The organism is Methylobacterium sp. CCH5-D2 (assembly GCF_001556475.1).
Taxonomy (GTDB): Bacteria; Pseudomonadota; Alphaproteobacteria; order Rhizobiales; family Beijerinckiaceae; genus Methylobacterium; species Methylobacterium hispanicum.
The window spans coordinates 1-5,832 of the sequence record NZ_LSIX01000195.1 but is presented as its reverse complement, the minus strand read 5'-3'; the positions used below and the strand labels follow the sequence as shown (position 1 = coordinate 5,832).

At 74.0% G+C, this 5,832-nt stretch carries 3 protein-coding genes and 1 pseudogene; 2 read left to right on the top strand and 2 right to left on the bottom strand.

Annotated elements, in window-relative coordinates; all coding sequences use genetic code 11:
- Together AX737_RS04985 and AX737_RS04980 are read right to left on the bottom strand one after the other, a co-directional pair.
- Positions 1-378: pseudogene (locus AX737_RS04985) on the bottom strand (histidine kinase); the annotation flags it as partial.
- A gap of 4 nt (positions 379-382) precedes the next feature.
- On the bottom strand, positions 383-1,060 hold the full coding sequence (locus AX737_RS04980) for a response regulator transcription factor (RefSeq protein ID WP_066919466.1): 678 nt from the start codon (positions 1,058-1,060) through the stop codon (positions 383-385).
- A gap of 155 nt (positions 1,061-1,215) precedes the next feature.
- Here AX737_RS04980 and AX737_RS04975 point away from each other — a divergent pair, with 155 nt between their 5' ends.
- Positions 1,216-2,598 (top strand): efflux RND transporter periplasmic adaptor subunit, encoded by a 1,383-nt coding sequence (locus AX737_RS04975; RefSeq protein ID WP_082772887.1) that lies wholly within the window; start codon positions 1,216-1,218, stop codon positions 2,596-2,598.
- Positions 2,599-2,603: 5 nt separating this feature from the next.
- The gene (locus tag AX737_RS04970; protein WP_066919464.1) at positions 2,604-5,735 is read left to right on the top strand and encodes a CusA/CzcA family heavy metal efflux RND transporter; all 3,132 of its coding nucleotides are present in this window, start codon (positions 2,604-2,606) and stop codon (positions 5,733-5,735) included.
- The last annotated feature ends 97 nt before the right edge of the window (positions 5,736-5,832 follow it).

Sequence of the window (5,832 nt, the reverse complement as noted above, 5' to 3'; positions counted from 1 at the left end):
CGCCAGGGCGGCGGCCCAGATCTCGTCGTCGAGCCGGTGCCCGGCGATGTCCACCCGCGCACCGACCCGGTAGGCCTCGCCGTCCCGCGCCAGATCCGGCGGGACCGCGTCGAGATTGCCCGAGCGGCGCCCCCCGTCCGGACCGAACAGGCCGCCGTAATGCGTCGCGTGCAGGTCCATGGCGACCCAGGTGTCCACGCGCGCGGCCGCGCCCGCCGGGTCGGCCGCGGCGGCGCGCACCTCCAGGCGCAGGGTCTCGGCCAGCTCCTCCCTGAGGAAGGCCGCGGTCTGCCAGTAGACGAAGGCGAAGGTCGCCAGCGCGAGCAGGACGGACCACAGCGCGATGCCGAGCGCCCAGCGCGCGGTGGTGGAGCGCATGAGGTCAGTCATCGGGCATGAGGGTGAAGCCGACGCCGCGCGTGCTGTGGATCAGGGGCGGCTCGCCCTCCGCCTCCAGTTTCCGGCGCAAGCGGCCGAGATGGACGTCGATGAGGTTCGATTTCGGCGTGAACCGGTAGTTCCACACCTCCTCGAACAGCAGGGCCCGGGTCACGACCTGCCCGGGGCGCCGCATCAGGTATTCGAGCAGCTTGAGTTCGCGCGGTAGCAGCGCGAGGTCGCGCGTTCCCCGCCGGCCCGTGCCGGCGATCAGGTCGAGTTCCAGGCTGCCGACCCGCAGGATCGTCTCGCGGGTGTCGGCCGGACGGCGCAGCAGCGCCTCGATCCGGGCGGCGAGTTCGGCGAGCACGAAGGGCTTGGTGAGGTAGTCGTCGCCCCCCGCCCGCAGGCCGCGGATGCGTTCGTCCACCGTGCCGAGCGCGCTGAGCACCAGGGCCGGCGTGCGGTCCCCCTCCCGCCGCAGCGCCTGAAGCAGGCCGAGCCCGTCGCCGCCCGGGAGCATGCGGTCGAGGATGAGCGCGTCCCAGGTCGCCGCGCGCATCCGCGCCGCGCCGTCCGGGGCAGTCTCCGCCCAGCCGACGACGTGCCCGCGCTCGCGCAGGTCGGCGAGCACCTCCCCGGCGGTCTCGGCATCGTCCTCGATCAGAAGGAGCCTCGCCACGTCCCCGTCCCGCTGCCTCCGCCTGCCCGGATGTCCTGTCACGGAACAACGCCGCCGTCGCGGGCGGGGCCGGAGCGTGAACGCGAATTTAATGGCGGCTCCGGGCCCTCGGCCTAGATGTTGGAATATCTCTAATCTGGAAACGTGGAGCGGTCGTGCTGCTGGCCGTGGAGACTGTCGCGCGCGTCGCGGACGAGGCCGAGCGGTGCCCCGAGCGGTCCGATGCCGGGCACCGGGTCTCGCCGGATCCGTCGCGCCGGAGGCCACGGGGCGGCCCGCCCGTCCGCGGCCTGGTCCTGCTCGCGCTCGCCTGCGCCCTCGGCGCGGTCGCCTGGTGGGACAGGGACGCCTGGGAACCCAGTCTCGGGCCGGTGCTCGTCCGGCTCGGGCTCGGCGCATCGCGCGCCGACGAGGCGGCGGCATCCGACGATCGGGCCGCGCCCGACGCGCCCGCCGAGGCCGACCCGAACCGCGTCATCCTCGACGCGGCGGGCCAGAAGCGCCTGGGGCTCGCCTTCGGCCGGGCAGAGACCCGGCGGATCGTCCTGCCGGTGCGCGCGCCCGGCACGGTCGCCTTCGACGAGCGGCGCGTCACCCATCTGAAGCCGCGCACGCCGGGGCGCGTCCTCAGCCTCGCGGTCCAGCCGGGCGATCCGGTGCGGGCCGGGCAGACGCTGGCCACCCTCGACGCCGCGGGTCTCCTCGACGCGCGCAACGGCCTCGCGGAGGCCCGGGCCAGCCTCGCCGAGGCGCGGGCCGCCGAGCAGGTCGCGGAGACGAACCTGAAGCGGGGCCAGGACCTGCTGAAGTTCGGCGGCGTCGCCCAGGCGGAGGTCGACCGGCGCCAGGTCGAGCGCGCCCGGGCGCGCGCCGCCACGCTCTCGGCCGAGGCAAAGGTCGAGCTCTACACGGCGCAGTACGAGCGCCTCGCGCCGGAGCCCGGGGCGGCGCCGGGCACGGTCGCCCTCGTCTCGCCGATCGACGGCGTCGTCACGAGCGCGTCCGTGACGCTCGGCGAGATGGTCGATACCGGCCGCGACGCCTTCACGGTGGCCGATCCGGCGCAGATCCTCGTGCTGGCCAACCTCTACGGGCGCGACATCGCCGCCGTGCGGGCGGGCGATGCCGCCCGCGTGCGGGCGCCCGTGCCGGACCATCCGGAGTTCGCGGGCCGGGTGCGCTCCGTGAACGCGGCCGTCGATCCCGTCAGCAACACGGCGCCCGCCCGGATCGAGATCGCCAACCCGGCGGGCGCCCTGCGGGCCAACATGTTCGTCTCCGTCGCGATCGAGGCCGACCTCGGGCGCACGGGCGTGACGATCCCGGCGGCCGCCGTGCAGCAGACGGAGGGCGGCCCCGTCGCCTTCGTGCGCGCGGGCGAGGACCGGTTCGAGAAGCGCGCGCTCACGCTCGGCGTGCAGCGGGCCGACTGGGTCGAGGTGGCGGACGGCGTCGCCCCCGGCGAGCAGGTGGTGACGGAGGGCAGCTTCGGCCTCAAGGCCGTCCTGCTGCGCGCCCTCCTCGGCTCGACGGACTAGAGCCGATGCGGACATGGTTCGCCCTCCTGATCCGCCGCCGCTGGCTCGTCCTCGTGGTCGCGCTCGCGGGCGCCGCGGGCGGCCTCGTCAACCTCCAGGGCCTGTCCATCGACGCGGTGCCCGACATCTCGCCCAAGCAGGTGATGATCCTGACCCTCTCGCCGGGCCTCGGGCCCCTGGAGGTCGAGCGCCTGGTCAGCTTCCCCGTCGAGAGCGCCATGGCGGGGGCGCCGGGCCTCACGGGCATCCGCTCGACCTCGCGCTACGGCGTCTCGGCGGTCTACGTCACCTTCGAGGACGGCGTGGCCCTCACGGAGGCGCGGGCCCAGGTCTTCCAGCGCCTGCCCCAGGCCAGGGCGATGATGCCGGCCGGTGTCGGCGAGCCGCAGATGGGGCCGATGGCGACGGGGCTCGGCGAGATCTACCAGTTCGAGCTGCGCGGGCCGGCCTACGCGCCGATGGAGCTGAAGCGGATCCTGCAATGGACCATCGCGCCGCGCCTCAAGCTGACGCCCGGCATCGCCGACGTGAACATCTACGGCGGCCAGCTCCCGACCTACGAGGTGCAGGTCTCCGCCGAGAGCCTGCACCGCTACGGCGTGACCCTCGGCCAGGTCTACGCGGCGCTGGCCGAGAACAACATGGCGCGCGGCGGCGCCTACATCGAGCACAACGACCAGCAGGAGGTGATCCGCGGCCTCGGCCTCGCGCGCGGCCCCGCCGACATCGCCGAGATCGTGGTGGCGACCCATCCCGGCGGCATCCCGGTCACGGTGGCGAGCCTCGGCGCGGTGGTGGAGGCGCCCAAGGTCCGGCTCGGGGCGGTGAGCCGCGACGCGGCCGGCGAGACCGTCGTGGGCATCGCCATGATGCAGCAGGGGGAGAACGCGAGCGCGGTCGTGGAGCGGGTGAAGGCCACGATCGCCGAACTCGGCCCGCAGCTCCCGCCGGGCGTGGCGATCGTGCCCTACTACGACCGTTCCGCCCTGGTGGAGCGGACGATCCGCACGGTCGCGCACAACCTGCTGGAGGGCGCGGTGCTGGTCGTGGCCGTGCTGCTCCTGCTCCTCGGCAACCTGCGCGCCGGCCTCGTCGTCGCGGCGGCGATCCCGCTCTCGATGCTGATCGCCTTCGCGGGCATGCGGCTCTTCGGCCTCTCGGGCAACCTGATGAGCCTGGGCGCGATCGATTTCGGCCTGATCGTCGACGGCGCGGTGGTGATGGTCGAGAACGTGCTGCGCGCCCGCGGCGAGCGGCCGGGCGAGCCTCCCCACGCGGTGATCCGCGACGCGACCGCGGAGGTCGCCAGGCCCGTCCTGTTCGCGGTGGCGATCATCATCCTGGTCTACCTGCCGGTGCTCGCCCTCGAAGGGGTGGCCGGCAAGATGTTCCGGCCGATGGCGCTCACCGTCATCCTGGCGCTCGCCGGATCGCTCGCGCTGACCATGACGCTGATCCCGGCGCTCGCCGCGCTCGTCCTCTCCGGCCCCGGCGTGGGTGAGCGCGAGACGCGCCTGGTCCTCGGGATGCGGGCCGCCTACAGGCCGGTGCTGCGGCTCGCCGAGCGGCGGGCCGGCGCCACGATCCTCCTCACGCTCGCCCTGTTCGGAGGAAGCTGCTGGCTAGCCACGCGCCTCGGGGGCGAGTTCCTGCCCCGGCTCTCCGAGGGCTCGCTCGTTGTCACCTCGGAGAAGCTGCCCGGCATCAACCTCGACGCCTCGCTGGAGGTCGTCCGGCGGATCGAGGCGGTGCTCCGGTCCTTTCCCGAGGTGAAGCGGGTCGTCTCGCTCACCGGCAGCGCCGAGATCCCGACGGATCCGATGGGCGTCGAATCGACCGACAGCTTCATCACCCTCGCCGACCCCGCGACCTGGACGACCGCCGGCACGCAGGAGGCGCTCGTCGCCGCCTTCGACCGGCGCCTGCGCGAGGAGGTGCCGGGCGTGGCCTACGCCTTCTCGCAGCCGATCCAGATGCGCATGGACGACCTCCTGGAGGGGGTGCGCGGCGACGTGGCGATCAGCCTCTACGGCGACGATCTCGGCATCCTGAAGGAGAAGGCCGAGGCGATCGTGCGCGCGGTCTCGGCCGTGCCGGGCGCGGCGGACGTGAAGGCCGAGGCGCAGGCCGGGATGCCGGCCCTGTCGATCCGGGTCGATCGCGCGGCGGCCGCCCGCTACGGCATCACCGCCGCCGACGTCCTCGACACCGTCGAGGCGATCGGCGGCCGCACCGCCGGGATGGTCTATCGCGACGACAACGCCATCACCGACATCGTGGTGCGCCTCGCCGCGGCGGACCGCGGCGACCTCGAGCATATCCGCGCCCTGCCCGTGGGGCGCAGCGGCCGCGCCCTCGTCCCGCTGTCGCTCGTCGCCTCCGTCGAGGTCGCCGCCGGCCCGGCCCAGATCAGCCGCGAGCGCCTGCAGCGGCGCATCTCGGTCCAGGCCAACGTGCGCGGGCGCGACGTGCAGAGCTTCGTCGCGGAGGCGCGGGAGGCCGTGCGGCGCCAGGTCGGCCTGCCGCCCCGCTACGCCCTGCGGTGGAGCGGCCAGTTCCAGAACCTCGAGGAGGCGACCGCCCGCCTCTCCGTGGTGGTGCCGGCCGCGATGGCGGCCATCCTGGTGCTCCTCGTCGTGATGTTCGCCGACATCCGCCTCGCGGGGCTGATCTTCCTCAACGTGCCGGTGGCGGCGACCGGCGGCATCCTCGCCCTCTACCTGCGCGACCTGCCCTTCTCGGTCTCGGCGGCGATCGGCTTCATCGCCACCTTCGGCATCGCGGTGCTGAACGGCGTGGTGCTGACGAGCTACATCCGCGAGCTCGAGCGCGCGGGGCTCGCACCGGAGGCGGCCGCGACGCGCGCCGCCGAGATGCGCCTGCGCCCGGTGATGACGACCGCCCTCGTCGCGACGCTGGGCTTCCTGCCGATGGCGCTCTCGACCAGCGCCGGCGCCGAGGTCCAGCGCCCGCTCGCCACCGTGGTGATCGGCGGCCTGATCACGGCGACGCTTCTCACGCTCGTGGTGCTGCCGGCGGTCTATCCCATCGTCTCTCGGTTCCGCCCTCCCTCGGTCGGCGCATCCCGCGCGGGCGGGCCGGCGCGTTCGGACCGGACGATCGGGTCCGATGCCTAGAGCCGTTCCCGATCGCGTTGCGATCGGGAACGGCTCTAACCTCTTGTCTTGACGCGCTCTCTTGCGCCGAACCGGCGTCCACTTCGGCGCAAGAGCG